This is a genomic window from Paenibacillus sp. HB172176, assembly GCF_011947265.1.
Classification (GTDB): domain Bacteria; phylum Bacillota; class Bacilli; order Paenibacillales; family Paenibacillaceae; genus Pristimantibacillus.
In genome coordinates this window covers 99423-119003 of sequence record NZ_JAATHD010000017.1, presented here as the reverse complement: position 1 = coordinate 119003, position 19581 = coordinate 99423, and the positions used below count along the sequence as shown (strand labels likewise).

Here is a 19581-nt window from a genome sequence, read left to right as displayed (position 1 = left end):
CCTTGCGCTGTTTTTCTGCGCTGCAGTCTTAAAAGCGATACTGGCTGTGGTGATCTACAGGTTGGTGATCCACAGTTCATCGACCGCCTCGCCAGTACCCGCTACCTTCAGTCAAGCTGCCCCGGAGCCGCGAAGCCCCGATCCGCATCGTCCAGCACTAGCACCCAATCGCGGCCCGGTGAGCTCGCCGTCGGCGGTATGAATTCACGCACTCCTTTATTAGCCGCCTCGCCCGCATGTTCGCTTTCGCCCGTGCGGGGATTGTACCACCAGACCGATACGCGTTCTCCGGAAATCAAGCCCAGCCGCAATGTAAACGTCCGCCCTGTATAGGTGTAGGCCATTAAACTGCTCTTGCTCCGAAGCACGAACAGCCGATCATAACGAAAGCCCGGATCGCCGTCTATCGCCGCCTCGTCGGGCATTCGATCCTCGCATAATCTCGACAGCGCCAGCCGCTTCAAGTGGATCATCTGCTTCGCGCCTTCATCATTCAGAGCTTCAGTCCAGCTCCTCGTGCAATTATAAGCGCCGACGCCCCGATCAGCCGTATGAAATTGCATCACCGAATTATGTCCGTACGTATGACCGAAAGCGCCGGCGAATACGGCCCAGTAGGCATATCGGCGCACATCGTCCGCCGTCCACCTGGGAGCGTCCGGAAAATGCAGGCCATGCGGAATATCCTCGTACGAAGGCTCTCCATCGATTGTTGGCTTCGCCGGAGTCTTCGCCCAATCCGTCTGCACAAAGCGCCAGTTGTCTTCGCCGGCCAGCGTGTCGGGCTTGTCCTCCTCCATCTGCTGATAGCTGCGATGCCCCGACTGAAACATATTGAAGTCGAGCCATTCCTCCTGATGGAACCAGGCGGAGGATTGCGACCGTCCGAACGGATGGAACGTCATCAAATGATTCGGGGCGGTCCTGCGCAATACGCGGCCGAGATGAAGCCATACATCCGTATAATCGCTTCCTCGAATGTCCCCTCCGTTCAGCCAAATCACGTTCGGACGATCCTTATAGCGCTGCCCAAGCCATTCACCGTACCGCTCAGCCGCCTCGGCATCGGGCGAATAATGCTCGACTACACTTCCCCATACAGGAACAAGCGCGACATAAAGCCCTTCGCGCTCCGCCAACTCAATCACCTCATTCGCATAGGACCAGTAGCTCTCCACGTCATTGGACGATTCCGCATCGGGACGCTTCAAGTCCAGTTCGTGGAACGGCGTTCTGCCGTATGCGTTCTTCGACTCCAAATCATGCACAAGCATGATTTGGATCACGTTAAAGCCTTTCTCTTTCCTGTCGCGCAGATAGACAAGCGCCTGCTCCCTCGTCGTTCTCTTCAGAAGCAGCCATGCCGTGTCACCCAGCCAGAAGAACGGCGTTCCGTCCTCATGGCGCACATACCGCCCGTTTTCCGTTACAACAAGCTTTCCATGAGTCCATGGTTTTTTATGCTCCAACGTGCAAACCTCCTGCTTTTCCCGTCAATTGCCCTCTAAACACGATCACTTATCTCTGAGAAAAATGCCTAGCGGCGTCCTTTGATAGCAGTAACCTGCTCTAAAACACCTTCATACCAGAGGGATTGACTTTTATCCTCTTAACCTACCAAGCGAACGAAAAAAACAACGGATTAACCAGCCAAGAAGAAAAAATGATGCTGTCGATTTAATGTGGACAACAATATTTTGTTTCCGAATTAACCTTTCAGATCAATTTTTACGATCTGATGTCATCTGAGGAGCAATTTGCAAAACTGTCCACAATTAATAGACAGCCTCAAAAAAGGCCGTTAAATTCTGTGCTGGGGCGTGTCTGAAAACCCGCTCGGGGGCATCTTTCACCGCCTTTCCACCCCCTGCTTCGTCCCTTTTGCTTGACGTACTCCCGGTACGCCTTCACAAAAGTTCCTTGCATGGAACTGAAATTCGGCAAAATCTGTTACCCTCGGAGTGTTCAGACACGCCCTAGTTAAAAAGAGCTTCTAAGTGGCGAAAAGTCCGCTGCAGTCGCAAGCTGAGCAGCCTGTCGTACAATCCGTTTCCTTAATGGCATTTGATTCTCTCCGACCATGGGCTCCTAACGAAGACTCATAACGTTAAATGCCTGAATCACACGCCTGCGTGAATCTAACGAAGATTCACATCGTTATTTCATTAATAAGAGCATGATTGCTGCCCAAAACCATGTAATAAGACGATGGATCTTCGTTAGATTTACATAGGATGCCTTTTTATGCTCTTAACGTTATCCAGTTTCGTTAGCACTCTCCCGCCTGTTTCCACGCTTGTCGCCACACTTGACTCCGTCAAAGCCACTGTGCGAAATCTTTCCGCGATGTTCGACCTACAGCTTTGCAGAGCAAAGCAGCCTCGCAAGCATGAGGAAGGTTTAATCGCCAATCAGAATTTGTCATTTCGGAGCCCCGAAAACTTATACGCTATTGTGGTGAAAAATCCTTAATTAAGGCTCTCTCCAATACCTTCAGCACGAAGCCAGCGCGAGTATGCCCTCAGCGCTTCCTCGTAGAGCTCCAGCAATCTCAGACCGCTTGCCGAGAGCTCCTTCATGCGGGCAGCGCGGCCCTGAACACCGGTCTTGTATAACAGCAGCAGATACATCTTCCATTCTCTATATACCGTCTCGAGCAGAAGCATCGCCTCGCGGTAGCCCGCCCGAAGAGAGAGACCCGCATCATCCGCGAACATCTGGATATAATCGATATGATGCAGAATACCGCCCACTCGGAGGCCGTAGTACACTTCCTGACAGCTCTGGCGCAGCTCCTTGCCGCTCATGCCCGCCCAATCCTCCAAATCGGAGATGACCTGGCGATTGGCGTTCAGTCCGCCTTCGGAAGGCGTTCTGTCAGGCTCCAGGAACTGGTCGATATGATTCGCGTAAGCGCCCAGCAGCACTGCTTCGGAGGTCTGCCGATGCTCAGAACGCGGCCGATAAGAAGTGACGCTGAAGCAGCCGGCCTCCAGCTCTTGGAGGGGTACAGGGCCCTGATAGGTATGAATCCGCCCGGAATTGTCGAGAAGATAGGCATCGGCAATATGCGCCTCGTCGCGATCCCAATCAAGGCCGTAGAGCATGACCACATGACCTCGGGTCTTGTTCTCCGTGTAAGCTCTGTGATAGCTCAGACACTGGCTGTGAACGAGCAGCAGCACCGGATAGCCCTGCGACAGGCTGTCCATGCAGTCTTTTCGGAAATTCACCTTCTCTGCTTGCGGAGTATTCCGCAGGGAGAACTGCGACTGACTCTGGACAAGCGGCTCTGTCAGTTGATCCATACGTTTGAACCAGAACGTCCTGGGGTCGCCGAGGTAGGGGATATTCATGCCTCCGCACAGGAAAAACAATGCGGCTTCCGTCAGATTGCTCCCCGAATAGCAAAGCGCCTCCTGCATGGTCGCGAATATGCAATGCTTGCCCGTCTTCACCCGAATATGCTCCATCCCAGCAATCAAGCCTGTTCCTCCTCCAGACGCCGGACAAGCGAGGCGATCCGGTCCAGCGTGCACAGATTCTCGATCAGCAAATCTTCCTCTTCAATTACGATCGGATAGGCAACCTCCAACGCAACGACAAGCTCTACCGCGGCGAGGGAACCGAAATCATAATTCCGAAGATCCTCATCCCCGCCGAGACCAAGCGCCGTCTCCCGATCAAGCTCCATTACATCCGCCACTATCCCTCTTATCGCTTCATAATCGATTTGCCGTTCATGCCCAGTCATTACGCCTTCCTCCCCGTCGCTCCTGATTTCCCGCTTCTTGCGGCAAGTAGAAATTGCTCAAAGCGTTCTCGAAAATATTCAGTCTCCTCCGAATCCTTCCCGACAAACAGCGCAAACACCCGGCCGATATAAGCTCCAGTCCGCGAGGCCCGATGCGGCAGCGTGCCCGCTGAGTAAATCAGCGTTCCGCAGCCGCGATCCGAAGCATACAACAGCCCCTCGCGGCGCAATTCTGCGCATAGACCGCCATAATGCCAAGGTGTGTCCGCGACAACCCGATAATAGAAAGATACGATATCGCACTGGCCCAACACCGAGCTGAGAAAGGACAAATAAGTCGACAGCGTGAATCTGCCGTTAATCTCTATAATCGGGTAAATCTCTCTCTGCGTTATCAAAGCGTCAATGCCGGCAACGCCGCGATAACCGAGCGCATAAAGCGCCTTGCCCGAGCGTTCCGCATGATCCCGGAGCGTTGCCAGCGCGGAAGAGAACAGAGCCTCGCGCTCGAGCCCCATTCGCGAGCCCTTGTACACCGTGCCTGCAAGGAGCTGCTCCTTCAGCGAGAACAGCTCGACCGAGCCTTCTTCCGTTATGAACAGCTGCATATTCACGTCCACCAGCTTGTCATGCCAGCCTTCGACGAGCCATACGCTCTCAGAACGCTCTCCGCCGCGCTGGAACAACAGAATGAGAAGACGCTCCAGCTTCGACCTCCCGTTCACCAGATGCAGGCCTTGTCCCGAAGCTCCGTGCGGGGCTTTGACGATAACCTTGTCGAACCCCGCCTTGGTCAGCTCCTCGTACGCGCTGCGAATCTCCTCTTCGTCCCGGCATACCTTGCCCTCGGTTACCGGAAAGCCCAGCTCCTGCGCAAGCGTCCTGCTGTGAAGCTTGTCATTCACCATTTGACTGACCTTGGCCGACGCGCCGACTATAGCGAAGCCGCAAGCTTCGGCAAGCCCCTCCTCCAGCACCGTTACCGCATAGGGCACAAACCACAAATCCTCGCAGCCTGCCGCCTCCTCCTTCAACCGTTCAAGCAATTGCTCATCCTCCAGGATTAACTCCGTCAACGGCCTTGAAGGGTCCTGTACTTGGGGACAAAGGATGGTCGGCATAGCAAAACCCCAGTCGCGCAGCATGGTCAAATAATCCCGGTCCGGCTCCTGCCGCAGCAGCACGATATCCTGAGGCCGGCTGACAAGCAGCATAATTTCTTCAATATGTCCTACTACCTCGTCTTCCACCGGATCTGTAACCGTGCGTTTCACGGGATACCACTGCTGTTCCGCGCCAATATTGCAGAGCCACACGATTATGCCGCGTTCACGGCTGACAGCCGCATACTTCGATAAGGAAAAACACTCGCGCACGGCATCCGCCTCTTTCTTTGCCACTGCTTCATTCCTTGCAATAGCTACAGTCCTTGCTTCCGTTTCAGACCTTGCAGCCGCCTCGTTCTTTGCATCTGCTTCAGTCCTTGCTTCTGCTTCAGTCCTTGCATTCGCTGCAGTCTTTACATCCGCCTCGTTCATTGCGTCAGCTCCCTTCCGCGGCGGGAAGGCTTCCATTCGCCGCCGAGCGCAAGCGGCTCCATGCGATCCCGGACAAGCCGAGTCTCTCCCTCATGCATCAGCCATTCGCGAGGCGTCGGATGGCTTAGAAAGGCGAGCGGGCTATGCGTCAACCCGTACGCCCCCGACTGCTCGACAACGAGCAGATCGCCCGGCTGCGCCGGGGGCAGTGCCACCCTCTGCCCGAGCAAATCCGCCGGCGTGCAGAGCGGCCCCGCGACATATGTTTCCTCCAGCTCGGCCTCGGCCTCCTCCCGCTCGCTTATGACGCTCATGACATAATTGTTTCGCACATATCGTCCGAGGAAGGCCGCAGCCGCATGATGATGGGAGCCGCCGTCGCAGACGATATACCGTTTGCCCTTGGATCGCTTCGCATCGAGCACCGAGGATACATAGCAGCCTGAGTCGGCCAGCAAAAATCGCCCGCTCTCCACCGCCATGCGCGTTCCTCTCAGGCTGCTCCGAGCCTCGCTCCACAGCTCGGCCAGTCTCCCGCGCAGCCGCTCCATGTCCAGCCTCTGCTCGCCCGGAAAATACGGGATGCCGAACCCTCCCCCCAGGTCGAGAAAGTCCAGCGGGAATTGATGCGTACGGGACAAACGCAGCGCGAGCCGGATCGTATAAGCCATGCCGTCCGCAACGTCGTCGGCGCTCAGCATCTGAGTCGCGTTATACACATGAACGCCGCACAGCAGCAGCCCCGGCAGCTTCAGAATCGTTTGAACGGCCTCGTCCGCTTCTCCTTCGTCAATGCCGAACTGGGAAGCCACGCCGGACATCGCAAGTCCCGAACGCTTCTTCCCCAGATCCGGATTAATGCGCACGGCGATCTTCACCGTTCTATGCCGGCGTTGGGCGATTTCGCTTAGCCGCGCGGCCTCGCGAACGCTCTCCACATTGATGCTGTAGATGCCGGCAGCCACCGCCGCCTCGAGCTCCGCATCCGTCTTGCCCGGACCTGTAAAGACGATGTCCGAGGGATCGAAGCCAGCTCGAAGCGCAAGAGTCAGCTCGCCGGCGGAAGCCACCTCGCAGCGGCAGCCGCAGCCCCGCAGCAGCTCGCATAACGCTCCCAGCGGATTCGCTTTGAGGGAATAGAACAGCTCCCATCTCTCGGGCATAGCTCCCTTCAACGCCTCATACTGCCTGCCAATGACCGCGGCATCGTAGAAGTAGTAAGGCGTTCCGTGCCTTCTTGCGAGATGAACCAAAACCTCTTTGTCGGACATCCAATCCTTCACTTTCATCGGGAACCCATCCCTTCCGGGAACATTATTGCATCTTATAATGCTGACGATATTCGCTCGGCGTGACGCCGCAATATTTTTTGAAGACGCTGAAGAAATGCCGGACGCTTTCGTAGCCGACTTGCTCGGATATGCGATGCAGGGAATCCTCCGAATCGCTCAGAATGAGCGATTTCGCCTTGTTAATGCGATAATGATGTAAATAATTGATCAACGTAAGGCCGGTCTCCTTGCGGAAGAGCGAGCTGATATAATTCGGATGAAGATAGACATGCTCGGCGATTTGGTCCAACGAAATATTTTCCGTATAATGCTTCTCGATATGCCGGATGATCTTCTTGACGTTCTTGGACATTTGCTCGAAATCGACGCCCGGAACGGAGGCATCCCGATCCCGATCTATCGAGGTCTGGCCCGAAGCTTCATCCTCGCCTCCAAGGAGCTCCAGCGATAAATTCGACATCACATCGTAGAGCTCCGCCTTATTGATCGGCTTCAGCAAATAATCGATCACCTTGCAGCGTATCGCTTGATGGAGATAGATCGGATCATCGTAGCCGGTCAGAATAATAAAGCGGTTGCAAAGCCCGCGCTCCCGGACCTTCCTTATCAGCTCGAGCCCGTTCATCTCCGGCATCTGAATATCCGTAATGAGCAAATCGGGGCGATAGTCCTCCAGCTTCTCAAGCGCGTCGAACCCATCATTGGCGCTGACGATCTCCGAGCACGGCGTCTGACCTTTCTCGATGATGTTAATCAGCCCCTTCAGCATAAAGGGCTCGTCATCCACGATCATCAGGTTAAGCATGCTATTTCCCTCCTCCAAGACCCATTCCAGCTTTCCGCTGTCCCTACCTAATTCGCCCTATTCATCCCGCTATCCTTCAAAAAAGGCAAGCAATCCCATCATCAGAAGCGCGCTAATCGCTAATGGCATACAGACGAACGGGACCGTACAAGCCGCCTGCCGCGAACGCCTTCTCCCAATGCTCCGGCATGGAATCGGGCTGCCAGTAAGACACCTTGCCATCCGTGGAACCGCCGACATTGCTCGACGGGCGCCCGATTTCATAGTGGGTGCCCAGCGTATTGGTCACACGTATCCGCAAATGCTGCGTTCCCGGACGGACATCCAGCTTGAACCGGTAAGGACTCCAGGCCCGAACGCCGAGCTCTCTTCCGTTCAGCCAGACTTCGGCCGTGCCGCGTACATGGCCGAGATCAAGCACCGCGACGCTCTGCTCGTTCCAAACGACTTCCGTCTCGTATTCGACAACGCCGCTATGATGCGGCAAGCTAAGCTCCGATCGCCAATCGCCGAGTCTCCCTTGCGCCTGTTCCACTTCAAAGCGAACGGGAGCGCGCAATACATCGGCCTCCGTGCTGGTATCGCTTGGCATCATGCGCAGAGCGGCCATCGTTCCCGCCGGCTGCGGCTCGAAGCTTGCCTTGCCGTCCCGCATAGCCGTTCTCCGACCGGCTATCCAGCATTCGCATTCGCCCGTGCAGTCGACCCTAAGGGCCGCCGCGCCTGCAGGCAACGGGAACCTCAGCCAGATCGGCTTCCCGGGCTGAGACGCGTCGCGAACGAACGGCAATGGAGCGGGTGACGGCTTTGCGTCCGGCATAAGCCAGTCAATATGCGGCAACGGATGCGCGCGACCGGGAAGCCACATCGTCTCCGTCTCGGTGAATTGCAGCACCGCCTCATGCAGAACCTCTGACGGCTGACCCCGTTCATTCAGCCACGATGGTCCGGTGCAGAACATCGAACAGCTTCCGTCAACGCGCTCGATTATGCCGTCCAGCATGGCAACGCCTTCGCCTTCCGGCATGACGAGCTCCAGTCGATTGTCGCCGTCCTGCCAATACGGGGTCAGATCAACCTCCTCCTGTCCCTGGCGAATATACGGGTTGAAATCGCCATGCTCCGTCATCAATCTGCCATTCACATAGAGCGCTACCCGCTCCTTTGCGCAGAAGATGACGCGCACGCGGCTGACGCCTTGCACATCCCGCTCGGGAATCGTGCAGGACAAGCGAGTTGCCGAGCTCGGGCTGGGGGAGTAGATCCACTTCGGCAGCGGCTCTTGCTCTTCCTCGCATAACGTAACGCCAATGCGAATCAAGCCCTGAGCCAGCGCCTCCGCGCAAAGCAGCAACGAATTAAGCCCCGCCTTCAGATAGACCGTCGAGGTCTGCTCCTCCGGACCGCCGTTCCACCTTGCGGCTTCGCCGTTCACCCATAACTCAACCGCCGCGTTGCTCTCCGTGCGAAGCCAGTACATTCCCGCCTCCGGCGCCGCCGCATTCGTTCGCGCCCATACTTTCTCGCCGCGATCCGCCATGCCCAGATTGAGAAATTTGCGAGGCACGCGACCCATTCGGCCCGCCCATGTTCGGAATGACAAATCTCCGAACGTATTGCTGTAGACAATCGGCCATACGCCGCCTTCCTCGAAGGCCTCGCTCCGGGAAGCCTCCCAGTAAGCCGCCTCGCTCCATAGACGCGTCTTCCAGTCCGCGTCATCAAGCACGGCCGCATGCCAATTCGCCCTCTCTCCATCCGCTTCGCTCTCCTCGCGCGCGACCAGGAATTCGCGGCGCTCGATCGGCGCAAACGCCGTTTCGCCGCCATGCAGATCGAAATCGCCATAGCGATTATCAAGCGTCGAAACAGCCAGCACGCGCCAATCGTCCAATTCGGCAACGGGGACGGCATCCGCTCCCATCGCGGGCACCTCCGCCGGCGGGGCCAATCGATCTCCCGCCAACACTCCAGAGCCGGAACTATCAACCTCCTCCGCCTCCCGCGGACAGACGACGAACGCCGCCGGCCAGCTGTCGAACGACACCTCCAGCTCGATCCATTCGCCGTCCCTGCGATACGCAAGCGACGATGCCTGCCCCGTCACGGGATCCCATAGCTGCGGATGCCCGGCGGTGCGCAGACGATAGCTCGCGCCGCGCGGCGGCCGAGTCTGCTTGCTTGACGGCTCGTGCATCGGCAGCAGCTCTCCCGCTTCGGGCAGCAGCAGGAACACATCCGCCGTCTCCGTCCTGCGCATGAGCGGCATATTCGGCCCTTGGGCGCGTCCAGGCAGCTTCGATTCGAGGAGCGCTATCGCTTCATCCGAAGAATCGACGTGTACGGCCCCCTCCAGCATGGAATCTTCCTGGCCGCACGCCACGGCAATAACCAAGCCCCCAGCCTTAATCCACGCTTGCACCTTCGCCATGGCCGCATCATCCATAATGGCGGTTCCGCACAGCAGCAGCGCCGAGAAGGCTTCCCTGCCGATTTGAAGCTTTCCATTGGCCAGCGAAGCGATCTCGAGCGCGGAATCATCCGTCACATCGAAGTCGATGCAAGCGGAACGAAGCGCGCCCGGCTCATTGCGCTCCTTGCGGTTCCAGCGCCCCGTCAGCGACCGGTACACCTCTTGCACATGCGCGAGACGCTCATGAGGCATCATGTTCGCTACAAGCATCGGATGATCGAGCGGCTCGCCGTCGGACAGCGACATCCATCCACATGCCGCATGGGAAGGATAATGAACCGCGACATCGGCGACATGCGTTCCTTGACTAAGCAGCCAGCACGCGCGGCTGATCGTGTCGGCGAATACGCCGTAATGCTCGTAGTACGGCTGCCGCCAGCCCGTGTCCGGCGGCGCCCACTCCCACCAGCCGCCCCGCGTGCTGTAATAGACGGAATGCGGGCTGTACAGCGTCACGCCGGCCTGCAGCCACGGCACCAGCCAATGCATCGTCTCCTCCAGCGTTCCTCCCCAGCCGCTCGTATGGAAGGATTCCAGAAACACGCGTTTGCCGCCGTGCAGATGCATCATTGATGCATGCGGCTTGATCTCGCCGTCCATGTCGCTGCCGGCCGAATTATACCAGCGGTGGGTACGCATATAATCCAGATACAGCCGCTGCGCGCCATGCAGATCGGCCCGCCGGGCCGGTCCCGCTTGATCGCAGCATTGCAGCATCCCATGGCGCTCATGCCATTCATGCTGCAGCTTGAATACCGCTTCCTCCGCGAGTTCCGTCGTCAGCTCGTAGACGCGCCTCCGAACAAGCGGGGCTCCCTCCGCATCCTCGAACAGCGCGGGCAAGATCGCAAGCAAATCCTCCCCGTAACGTTCCTCGTACAGCTCCGGAAGCCCTTTCGTCCATAGCGGCATGGAAGGAAGCTCATCCTGGAAGCTGCCGGCGATCGTCCGACCCAGATCATGGGGAAACCGCCTCTCGAATTCCCCGTAGATCCGGTCGTACAGCTGCTCCGTCGCCCGCCTGTCCAGCCAGTTGAAGCCTTGCCGCACCGTGAAATATCGGTATCCGCCAAGCTCCGTCAGCAGCTCGGCGCCCTCAGGCAGCTCGGCTTCAAGCTCCAGCCTGCGAAGCTGATAGCCGGATAATTCCGGCTGCTCCGCGACAAGATGCGCGGGGAAGTTCGAGCCCGAGAAGCCGATCTGATCATAGAAGAAGATGCGCATGGAGAGTCTCTCCGCTTCGCGCAGAGCCACCTCGAACATCGACCACCAACGCTCGCTGAAGTAGGGCGGATCGTCAGCCGCGCTTCCGTATTGCGGACCCGTCGGCGCGATATTGAGAATGCCGATATTGCGCAGGCCCCCGCTGCGGAATTTCTGCAATTGCCATCGCACGCGCTCCGCTGTAATCTCCTCCGCGCTCCACCACCAGAACGGCACGGGACCGAAATCCGGATGGGGAGAAGCAAACCTCTCTCGCATTTCCTTGACCTTCATCTTCATTTCCTCCTGACATTCGGCAACTCATTATTCTGATTCTGCGTTGGAAGATGACTCAATGGCCGAAATGCGCTAGCATCTCGGCCATGTTGTCAAGCACTCCAAGCTATGCAATCAGAAGTTCTTCTGATATTCCTTATATTTCGCCGTCGCCCAATCCTCGAGCTTCGACAGTCCCAGGCTCTCCGCTTTTGCCAGCAACGCTTCATACTGCGCCTTCGCTTCCTCTTCGGAAGCCGCCAAATAAATTTTCAGCTCCTCGGTCGTCACCATGTTCTGAATTTGCGCTTCAATCGTCTGCTCTTCCGTATCCGGCTCCGTCGAGACAAGACCCAGCGCCGGATTGAATTCCAAAGCGTCGCGAGCGGACAGCAGCCACTGCGTCATTTGCGAATCCGGATTGTAACGCTGCAACGCCTCGTTAACGCCGCTGCTGCCAATGAGGCCCCACCATACAACGCCCATTTGCGCCTGAACGTCACTGTTGTTGAAATCATAATTCATAACGGGATATTTCTCCGCGTCATTCCATTCCCAATCCTCGCCCTCGATGCCGTAGAGACCCAGCTTTTGTCCCTCGTCGCTGAACATGTATTCCAGAAATTTAATCGATGCTTCCGGATTTTTGTTGTTTTTCGTAATATACATGCCCGCCCAGCCGGAGCCGCCCATTGGAATGCCGGCTTGATCGCTTAGCAGCTTCGTCACTTGAGTCATTTTGAAGTCCTTGCCGAGCTCCTCCAGCTGCGGATTCGTCGTATCCGCATTGCCGCCGCCGTGAGCGAACGCCTGACCGTTCAGCACAAGCTGGTCATCCTGCTGCGCGTCCTTGAAGGTGAAGTTATCGGCGGTCATATAGCCTTCGCGATACAGGCGGTTCATCAACAAGTAGTAATTCAAGTAATTCTCGTCCTTGAGGTAATACCGCGCATCGCCGTTAATATCCACAAAGCCCTTGCTCTTCTTCAAGCCGTAATTGATACGCAGAAACTGTCCGATCTGATCTTTGTCCCACACAAGCGGCACCATGTCCGGGTACTTCTGCTTCACCATGCCCAGAATGGACACCAAATCATCGAGATTGTTGAGCGGCGGATTGCCGAGCTCATCCATAATATCTTGACGGAAGGTCAAGCCGTTCGCGCCTGGCAGCGCTTTCGGATTATCGATCCATTCCTGCTCCGTGGAGAATGCGTTGCGCACCGTGTAGAAGTTGCCGTCAGGCATTGTATTGACGCCGATACGCTCTTGGCTGAGCTTATAGTCCGGCGTATACTTCGCAATCAATTCATTCAGCGGATAGGATACATCGCTGTTCGCCATACGCGTCAGGTCCGTTGCCGTATATACCATATCCGGCAAATCTCCCGAAGCAATCATCAGCGCCAGCTGCTTATCGTCAGCCGCAACCTGGATATTCAGCTTCACCCCGGTGTTCGTCGTGATTTGCTCCGGAATTTTGCCGCTCCAGTCCTTAAGTGGCCACCATGACATATTGACGAATACGTCAAGCTCCACGATTTCCTTTTCCTTGTCCGCATTGCTCCCGGAGTCCGTCGGCTCCGCCGTGCTGTTATTCCCCGTGTTCGAAGCCTGATTCTCGTTGTTGCCGTTATTGCCGCCGGAGCAAGCTGCCAGAAGCAGCATGCATGCAAGCGCTAACAACCATGTCGATTTCAAAACCTTGCTCATTGAAATTGCCTCCTTTTTATCTATTAGCCTCTTCATTTATGTGAAATCGGAATAAGGTCTGGTCTGCCAGCCTATTCCGCGCCCCACCGTTGCTTGGAAAGAATTGCTCATCTTCCGCTTCCTGACTAACCCTTAACCGATCCAATCATAATGCCTTGCACGAAATATTTCTGAAGGAAGGGATAGACGAGCAGAATCGGCACGACCGCGATAACCATCGCCGTAACCTGTATCGAGAAGGTCGTAACGCCGGCAACAGCGGCAGCCCTCTCCGCGGAAGCAAGATCCGTCGGAATCATGCCCTGGTTGATAACCTCCATCATACGGTACGTTAACGTCCGCAGCGAATCCTTGTTGACGAAATAAGCCGAGTCCATCCAGGAATTCCATTGACCAACGCCAACGAATAATCCCATTGCCGCGATGAGCGGCTTGGAGATTGGCACGATCATCCGGAAGAAGATCGTCAAGTCCGAGGCTCCGTCGATTCGCGCCGATTCCTCCAGCTCGGCGGGAATCTCCCGGAAGAAGGAAACGGCAATGATCAGGAAGAAGATCGTGACCGCTCCGGGAACAATATACACCATGAACGTATTAAGCAACCCCAGACTGCGCAGCACGACGTAATAAGGGATTAATCCGCCGGACGTATACATGGCGACGATGAAGAAGGTGAAATATCCCTTCTGAAACACCAGGTTGCGATAAGAGAGTCCATAGGCCGTCAGGCAAGTGAACAGGATGGTGACAAGCGCCCCGATTACGGTCCTGAGCGCAGAGACGCCGAAGGCGAGCAGCCATTTCGGATCGCTTAGAAATTTCGTGTAATTCGCCAGCGTGAAGTCTCTCGGCCAGAAATAGATGCCGCCCAGCGAGGTGTCCAGACCGTTATTGAACGAGATAATAATCAGATAGTAGAAGGGATACATCGTTACGAGCGCGATAATGACAAGCAAGCTGATGTTTATCGTGTCGACAACGCGGTCTTCAACGGATCTGCGATGCATAACAGGCTCCTTTCCGCCTTTAGAACAAGCTGTTCTTCGTTATTTTTTTGGACAGGAAATTGCTTCCGAACACAAGGATGATGGCGATAATCGACTGCAGCAAGTCGATCGCCGTCGCATAAGCGTATCTCCCTTGAGCAAGCCCCATCTTGAAGGCGTACGTCTGCAAAATTTCGGATTTCTCGCTATTCATCACATTGCCTAGCAAATAGGATTGCTCGAAATTGGAGCCGACAAGTCCTCCGCCGAGCAAACTGCCGACAGCCAGAATAAGCACGACGACGATCGTTCCTCGGATTCCCGGCAGCGTAATATGCCAGATTCTTCTCAGACGACCGGCCCCGTCGATCTCGGCCGCGTCGTACAGCGCCGGATTCAGTCCGCTGATCGCGGCCAGGAAAATAATCGCCCACCAGCCGGCCTCCTTCCACATCGCCGTCGTCACGGCCAAGCCCCAGAAGTAATTCGGGCTGGAAAGGAACGGAAGCGATTTGTCGGCAACGCCGATTCCCTTCAATAAATCGTTTACAATTCCGGAGTTGCCCGACAAGAAGATGACAAGCAGGCCGGATACGACGATCCATGAGATGAAATGAGGGAAATAGCTGACTGTCTGCACGAAACGTTTGAATAGCTGTGTCCGAACTTCATTAAGCATAATAGCAAGAAGAATCGGCACCGGAAAGGTGAAGACCAGCTTCAGCAGACTGATAGCCAGCGTATTCGTTACAATTTGATTGAAATTGTAAGCGCCGACAAATTCCTCGAAATATTTGAGTCCCACCCATTCACTGGTGAAAATCCCTTTGATGCCGCTTGAGATGGAATATTGTTTGAACGCCATCAAGATGCCGAACATCGGCAAATAATTGAAGACAAAGACGAACAGCATTCCCGTTAGAACAAATAAATGACCGTATTTCTGTTTTGCGATTTTACGCCAGATGGATCGCTTTGCCGCCGGGAGCTTGTTCGTCCTCTGCGATGCGCCGATCTTCGTTAGCTGTTCCAAGCTTTCCTCACTTCCTCCCTTTCCCCGCGGCAGGCTGCCGACTGGAGAATATGGATTAATTGTATAGTTGCCGCCCCCTCCTGAATAGTGTTGAAAACTTAAAATACAGCGATCATTTTTAAGAATTTTGAAAGCGCAATCATCGTTCGGCATTTTCGGATTTGTGAAGTGTTCAATTTACATGTTTTCGCTTAAAATCAGGAATTAAACCGCTTTCAAAATTGTGCTATACTTATCCTTCCTCATGATTGAAACGCACAACTTCGCTTTCAGCCAAGGCAGCGATATTCCGTTTGGCAACGCCTATCCAAGAAAGGATGGATGACCATGAAAAATGTGCAAATGGCAGAAGAAATGAAGGCGATTTCGATTGAAAGCTCAGCAGGGAAGTGGCTGGATCGCAGCCTGACGCAAAGCAAGCTTGATTTGCTTCGAGCCTATATGGAGGCGGGGAGACGAAAGGAGTGGATCGAGCTGCTCCGAGAGCTTCGCGAGAAGCTGCAAAACGCTCCCATTCATGAACTGCTATACCTGGAAATTTACCATTCTCTCGTTCTTACCCTGCTGTCGGTATTTAATCAAAGCGGCTTGTCGAGCAACAGGGAAGTGCTGCTGAGATACACGCAGATAATGGAGGCGCATCGTAATCATTCGAAAGAGGCGGCTTTGGCAGGACTCGAAGAGCTATTCGATCTCTATTTCGAAATGCGCGCGACAACGGAGCCGACCGTATGCGATCCGATCGCGCTCGTCAAAGCTTATATTGCCGCTCATCTGTCCGGGGATTTGTCGCTTGCGCATTTGGCGGAAATGGCCTATCTGCATCCCGATTACTTGTCCCGATTGTTCAAGCTGTCCGAAGGCGTTACGCTGAAGCAGTACATCACCGCCCGCAAGCTCGATTATGCCATTGAGCTGCTCGCGCATTCACGGCTTAGCGCCAAAACCATCGCCAGGCGTCTCGGCTTCGCCTCTCCAGGCTATTTCACGCAGATGTTCAAACGCGAAACCGGCTTGACTCCTCAGAGCTTCCGGGCTCGAATCTAAGGGACAGTACCCGTCAATCCTTCCATACCTTCCATGGCGCATTGCCGGAGGACCACAGCTCCTCCAGGGACTGACGATCCCGAATCGTATCCATGCAGGACCAATAGCCATGATGGGGATATGCCATCAGCTCGCCGTCGCGCGCGATGAGATCGAGCACATCGCTCTCCAGACTGTCCGCGTCTCCCTCGATATAGTCCAGAACCTGCGGCTCCAGCACGAAGAAGCCGCCGTTAATCCATCTCTCGTCCTGATCCCGTTTCTCATGAAATGCCTTCACCTGATCCCCCTCCATCAACATCGCGCCGAATCGTCCGGGCGGGCGCACGGCGGTAACGGTCGCCAGCTTGCCATGCGAGCGGTGAAACGCCAGCAGCTCTCTCAGATCGATATCTCCAACGCCATCGCCATAGGTCATCATGAACGTTCCGTTCTCGAGTCTTCTTCTCAGTCTGCCTAGTCGTCCCCCGGTCATCGTCCGCTCGCCCGTATCGGTCAAGTGCACAACCCAATTCTCGCGCCCGCTTTCGGATACGCTTACCGCGCCGCTTCGCATATTAATGGTCAAGTCGCTGGTATACTGCGGATAATGCAGCATATAATGCTTGATCATCTCTCCCTTGTGCCCCAGCGCAAGCTCGAATTCGTCAAACCCCTGCGAGCCGAACAGCTTCATAATATGAATCAGTATCGGCAGCCCTCCAATCTCGACAAGAGGCTTCGGCTTCGCATACGTCTCTTCGGCCAGTCTCGTCCCGAGACCGCCGCATAAGATAACAACCTTCATCGCAATTCTCACCCGCTTTCCAGCAATATAGATTAAGCCGAGCTAGCTGCTGGCGCTTGTATAGCTCCTGAGCGCGCGTTTCCATAGCAATCGGCTTACAATCAGGAATAACACCGGCGCCGCCAAACCCCACAGCATCTTGCCGATCGACAATCTCTCCAGCACATAGAAGGGAGAATAATTGCTGATCAGGAATACCGGAAGCAGGAAGCTCCCGACGAATTGTATGCTCTTGCCGTATATATTCATGGGCATATGGTTCATCTCCCATATAAGCGTGGACGCTTCATTAATGCCTTTGGACTGCACCGTCCAGAAGGTTAGCAGCGAAGGCAGCAGGAACAACACGTAATTGAGCACGATGCCGCAGAAGGTGAATACCGTATACATGCCGATGTTCGCCAGCGTCAACGGCAATTCCAGCCTCTTCCAAGCGATGACGATTATGATGATTCCGGCAACAATATTCGTTGACGAGAAGCCGAAATTCAATCGTTGCAGCGTCGCCAGAAATTGCAGGGAGACGGGCTTGGTCATCATCATATCGAGCGTCCCATTCCGGATATGTCCGGGCAGCCGGGTGAAATTCGAATAGAAGAACAAGGAATAAATGCCGGTCATGAAGGTGAAGGAGCCCACGCACAGCAGAATGCCGTCCGGCGTCAAGCCGTTAACCTTTACCCCGGCGCGGTAGACGACAAGCACGTATAACAGCTTGATAGCCAAATAAGCAATCTCGATAACCGCGCCAAACAGGAAGTTAATGCGGTATTCCATCTCGGCCATAAAACTATTTTTGCAAAGGAGCCAGTAAATAGAGAGATAGCGCCTCGTCTGCTTCAGCAGCTTGCTCATCACTGTTCCTCAGCCTCCAACCGCTTCAAATCTTCGCATCCCGGCCTGCCACAGCAGCCGCGACAAGCCCAAGAACGCCGCTGTCCATATCAGCTGGATGGTCATTCCCGACAGAATTCCGAACCCGCTCACCTTGCCGCTTAGAATGTTGACGGGGAAATAGATGATATATGGGAACGGCAGCCAATCAAGCACCCTCTGGACGGGCTCGCTGAATACATCAATCGGGAACAAGCTGCCGCTGGCAATTCCGGCAAGCAAGGTGAAGGTTGCGAATATGCCCCAGGATTCAATGACCCAGAAGCTGATTGCGCTTAGGCAATAATAGATGGCGAAATTCAAGAACAAGGATAGCGGAATGACCATGACGTATCCGATAAGCGCCGACGGCTTCCATTCAAAATCCAGAGTAATCCGCAATAAGACAATGACTATCGCGTTAATAACAACCAACACAGCAATTCGGATCGACTTCTCTCCCAGAAACTTGAACATCCGATAATAGAAATGCGAGAATGGCTGCACAACAAACTTACTGAGTCCGCCTTCCTTCACATCCAGGGAAATCTCGCTCTCGAACCCTGCCGCAACGACTCTCGAGGTTAGAATGGCGAGAATGGAATACGCAATCATCTGGGAATAGGTGTAATCAAATACGACAGCCGTTGACGAATTGCGAAAGATGGCCGTCCACAAATAACATTGGATAACCATCGGCAGAGCTCCGCTAAGCAGTTGGATGAAGAAATCGACGCGATATTCCATCGCGCTCTGCGCGCCCATCTGAAAGCATTTAGAGTATGTGTTCCATGGAAGCGGGAGCATCGGCCCTGTCTCCTCTCTCGTACAGACGCGCGATCCCCTCTTCAATGGGAATATCCTCGATCGTAAGATCGACTACGGGGAAATTCGCCATCAAAGCTTGCGCGCAGGCTTTGAGCTTCGAACGGCTCACCTCAATATGCGCATTCATCCCGTCATGGAACTTGACTCTCCCGTAAATTCGGAGTCGATCCGCCTCGATTGCATGTTCGAGCTGCAGCTTGATCAATTTGCGTTCGCCGAGCGCGTCGTTCACGCGCGCAAGCTCCCCGTCATAGACGACGCTGCCTCGGTTGATCACAATCGTGCGCTTGCACAGCGATTGTATATCCTCCATATAGTGGCTGGTCAGTATAATCGTAGTCCGCCGCGTCTGATTGTAATGCTTCAGAAATTCCCGTATGTTGCGCTGGGAGATGATATCGAGACCAATGGTCGGCTCATCGAGAAACAGCACCTTGGGATTATGCAGAAGCGCCGCGATAAGCTCCATCTTCATTCGCTCTCCGAGCGACAGCCTTCGGACCTGGACATTGAGCAGCTCCCGCACATCAAGCAGCTCCGTCAGCTCCCCTACTGTCTGCTTGTAGGCATCATCCTCCACCTCATAGATCGCTTTGCTTAATTGAAAGGATTCGCTTGCCGGCAAATCCCACCACAGCTGATTTTTCTGGCCCATGACGATGGAGAATTGGCGTTTGAACGCCTTCTGCCTCCTCCAAGGCACATAGCCGAGGACGTTCGCCTTCCCCGCGCTCGGATACAGAATGCCGGACAGCATCTTCAGGGTCGTCGTCTTCCCCGCACCGTTCGGTCCAAGAAATCCTACGATTTCGCCTTCCCCGATTTCGAAGGAGACCTTATCGACCGCTTCTTTATACAGCTTTTTGCGGGCAAACAGATTGGAGAAGGAGTGACGAAGTCCCGCTTCCTTCTTGTAATATTCGAAGATCTTGGTCAGATCCTTCACGATAATCGCCGACATATATGTCTCCCC

Annotated in this window: 15 protein-coding genes; 1 reads left to right on the top strand and 14 read right to left on the bottom strand. The window is 55.0% G+C overall.

Features of this window, described 5'->3' with window-relative positions; translation table 11 throughout:
• Positions 1-107: 107 nt before the first annotated feature.
• From HFP08_RS20170 to HFP08_RS20125, 10 genes are all read right to left on the bottom strand, one after another.
• Complete coding sequence (locus HFP08_RS20170; protein ID WP_168122409.1) at positions 108-1469, bottom strand: glycoside hydrolase family 140 protein; 1362 nt, start codon at positions 1467-1469, stop codon at positions 108-110.
• Between the two features lie 999 nt (positions 1470-2468).
• Positions 2469-3485 (bottom strand): BtrH N-terminal domain-containing protein, encoded by a 1017-nt coding sequence (locus HFP08_RS20165; protein ID WP_168122408.1) that lies wholly within the window; start codon positions 3483-3485, stop codon positions 2469-2471.
• The gene (locus HFP08_RS20160; RefSeq protein ID WP_168122407.1) at positions 3482-3754 is read right to left on the bottom strand and encodes an acyl carrier protein; all 273 of its coding nucleotides are present in this window, start codon (positions 3752-3754) and stop codon (positions 3482-3484) included. Before HFP08_RS20160 ends, HFP08_RS20165 begins: the two co-directional genes overlap by 4 nt.
• On the bottom strand, positions 3754-5154 hold the full coding sequence (locus HFP08_RS20155) for a preATP grasp domain-containing protein (RefSeq protein WP_168122406.1): 1401 nt from the start codon (positions 5152-5154) through the stop codon (positions 3754-3756). Before HFP08_RS20155 ends, HFP08_RS20160 begins: the two co-directional genes overlap by 1 nt.
• A 134-nt stretch (positions 5155-5288) precedes the next feature.
• Positions 5289-6581 (bottom strand): type III PLP-dependent enzyme, encoded by a 1293-nt coding sequence (locus tag HFP08_RS20150; protein ID WP_168122405.1) that lies wholly within the window; start codon positions 6579-6581, stop codon positions 5289-5291.
• Between the two features lie 25 nt (positions 6582-6606).
• A complete protein-coding gene (locus tag HFP08_RS20145; RefSeq protein WP_168122404.1) occupies positions 6607-7389 on the bottom strand; it encodes a response regulator transcription factor in 783 nt (260 codons plus the stop codon).
• A 112-nt stretch (positions 7390-7501) separates the two neighbouring features.
• Positions 7502-11359, bottom strand: coding sequence for a hypothetical protein (locus HFP08_RS20140; protein WP_168122403.1), 3858 nt, complete (start codon positions 11357-11359; stop codon positions 7502-7504).
• Positions 11360-11476: 117 nt separating this feature from the next.
• The gene (locus HFP08_RS20135) at positions 11477-13054 is read right to left on the bottom strand and encodes an extracellular solute-binding protein (RefSeq protein WP_168122402.1); all 1578 of its coding nucleotides are present in this window, start codon (positions 13052-13054) and stop codon (positions 11477-11479) included.
• Between the two features lie 125 nt (positions 13055-13179).
• The gene (locus HFP08_RS20130; protein ID WP_168122401.1) at positions 13180-14061 is read right to left on the bottom strand and encodes a carbohydrate ABC transporter permease; all 882 of its coding nucleotides are present in this window, start codon (positions 14059-14061) and stop codon (positions 13180-13182) included.
• A gap of 19 nt (positions 14062-14080) precedes the next feature.
• Complete coding sequence (locus HFP08_RS20125; protein WP_346768750.1) at positions 14081-15073, bottom strand: ABC transporter permease; 993 nt, start codon at positions 15071-15073, stop codon at positions 14081-14083.
• A gap of 327 nt (positions 15074-15400) precedes the next feature.
• Here HFP08_RS20125 and HFP08_RS20120 point away from each other — a divergent pair, with 327 nt between their 5' ends.
• Positions 15401-16120, top strand: a complete 720-nt coding sequence (locus tag HFP08_RS20120) for a helix-turn-helix transcriptional regulator (RefSeq protein ID WP_168122400.1) — start codon at positions 15401-15403, stop codon at positions 16118-16120.
• A gap of 13 nt (positions 16121-16133) precedes the next feature.
• Here HFP08_RS20120 and rfbF read toward each other — a convergent pair whose 3' ends face one another.
• The 4 genes from rfbF to HFP08_RS20100 are packed head-to-tail and all read right to left on the bottom strand — an operon-like array spanning position 16134 to position 19569.
• Positions 16134-16907: a glucose-1-phosphate cytidylyltransferase gene (gene rfbF, locus HFP08_RS20115; protein ID WP_168122399.1), complete on the bottom strand. Its 774-nt coding sequence runs from the start codon at positions 16905-16907 to the stop codon at positions 16134-16136.
• 42 nt (positions 16908-16949) lie between these two features.
• Complete coding sequence (locus tag HFP08_RS20110; protein WP_168122427.1) at positions 16950-17762, bottom strand: ABC transporter permease; 813 nt, start codon at positions 17760-17762, stop codon at positions 16950-16952.
• Positions 17763-17771: 9 nt separating this feature from the next.
• Positions 17772-18587: an ABC transporter permease gene (locus HFP08_RS20105; RefSeq protein ID WP_168122398.1), complete on the bottom strand. Its 816-nt coding sequence runs from the start codon at positions 18585-18587 to the stop codon at positions 17772-17774.
• Positions 18556-19569, bottom strand: coding sequence for an ABC transporter ATP-binding protein (locus HFP08_RS20100; protein ID WP_168122397.1), 1014 nt, complete (start codon positions 19567-19569; stop codon positions 18556-18558). Before HFP08_RS20100 ends, HFP08_RS20105 begins: the two co-directional genes overlap by 32 nt.
• Positions 19570-19581 lie beyond the last annotated feature (12 nt).

Bases quoted from the DNA above. Each gene is read 5' to 3' on its own strand.
- HFP08_RS20160 (WP_168122407.1), bottom strand. From the start codon at position 3,754: ATGACTGGGCATGAACGGCAAATCGATTATGAAGCGATAAGAGGGATA.
- HFP08_RS20150 (WP_168122405.1), bottom strand. From the start codon at position 6,581: ATGAAAGTGAAGGATTGGATGTCCGACAAAGAGGTTTTGGTTCATCTC.
- HFP08_RS20145 (WP_168122404.1), bottom strand. From the start codon at position 7,389: ATGCTTAACCTGATGATCGTGGATGACGAGCCCTTTATGCTGAAGGGG.
- HFP08_RS20140 (WP_168122403.1), bottom strand. From the start codon at position 11,359: ATGAAGGTCAAGGAAATGCGAGAGAGGTTTGCTTCTCCCCATCCGGAT.
- HFP08_RS20135 (WP_168122402.1), bottom strand. From the start codon at position 13,054: ATGAGCAAGGTTTTGAAATCGACATGGTTGTTAGCGCTTGCATGCATG.
- HFP08_RS20130 (WP_168122401.1), bottom strand. From the start codon at position 14,061: ATGCATCGCAGATCCGTTGAAGACCGCGTTGTCGACACGATAAACATC.
- HFP08_RS20120 (WP_168122400.1), top strand. From the start codon at position 15,401: ATGAAAAATGTGCAAATGGCAGAAGAAATGAAGGCGATTTCGATTGAA.
- rfbF (WP_168122399.1), bottom strand. From the start codon at position 16,907: ATGAAGGTTGTTATCTTATGCGGCGGTCTCGGGACGAGACTGGCCGAA.
- HFP08_RS20110 (WP_168122427.1), bottom strand. From the start codon at position 17,762: ATGAGCAAGCTGCTGAAGCAGACGAGGCGCTATCTCTCTATTTACTGG.
- HFP08_RS20105 (WP_168122398.1), bottom strand. From the start codon at position 18,587: ATGCTCCCGCTTCCATGGAACACATACTCTAAATGCTTTCAGATGGGC.
- HFP08_RS20100 (WP_168122397.1), bottom strand. From the start codon at position 19,569: ATGTCGGCGATTATCGTGAAGGATCTGACCAAGATCTTCGAATATTAC.